Source organism: Alcanivorax sp. HI0083, assembly GCF_001635175.1.
In genome coordinates, this window is sequence record NZ_LWFX01000261.1 from 1 (window position 1) to 829 (window position 829).

The 829-nt window shown below is 54.2% G+C and carries 2 protein-coding genes; both read right to left on the bottom strand.

Annotated elements, in window-relative coordinates; translation table 11 throughout:
• On the bottom strand, positions 1-699 hold a 699-nt coding region (locus tag A3754_RS02815), incomplete at its 3' end, for a VC_2705 family sodium/solute symporter (protein ID WP_197468410.1).
• 43 nt (positions 700-742) lie between these two features.
• Complete coding sequence (locus tag A3754_RS25885) at positions 743-820, bottom strand: sodium/substrate symporter small subunit (protein WP_255363106.1); 78 nt, start codon at positions 818-820, stop codon at positions 743-745.
• Positions 821-829: the final 9 nt, after the last annotated feature.

Genomic DNA, 829 nt, shown 5'->3' on the forward strand with positions numbered 1-829 from the left:
TACCTGGTCCAGTTTGTGCAGCAGATACACCCCGCTGTCACCACCGGCTGCATCCAGTACCGTGCCACCAAAACCGGTTTGTGGAAGAACATGCCCGGTCATCATGATGGACAGGAAAACCGCCGGCACCAGGAAGGCAAAGATCAGCACGCAATACTGCGCTACCTGGGTGTAGGTAATCCCTTTCATGCCACCAAGCACAGCGTAGAAAAACACGATGGCCATACCGATCACTACACCGGTATTCACATTCACTTCCAGGAAGCGGGCAAACACGATGCCGGTACCGCGCATCTGCCCGGCCACATAGGTAAAGGACACGAAGATTACGCAGATCACCGCTACCGTTCTTGCCACGTTGGAGTAATAGCGATCACCAATGAAATCCGGCACCGTAAACTTGCCGAACTTGCGCAGGTAAGGTGCCAATAACATGGCCAGTAGTACATAGCCCCCGGTCCACCCCATCAGGTACACCGACGCATCGTAACCGGAGTAGGCAATAATCCCGGCCATGGAAATAAACGAGGCTGCCGACATCCAGTCGGCTGCGGTGGCGGCGCCGTTCGCTATCGGGGAAACCCCGCCACCGGCCACGTAAAAATCTTTGGTCGACCCGGCCCGTGACCAGATCGCAATCCCGATGTAGAGCGCAAACGAACCGCCTACAAAGAGATAAGTGAGTGTCTGAATATCCATAGGATGTCTCTCTTTATCGGACTCTTTATCTGCTTTTCAGCGGTTAGTCTTCGTGGACGTCAAATTTACGGTCCAGCTTGTTCATGGAGTGCGCGTACATGACGATCAGCACCAGGAACACGTAGATGGC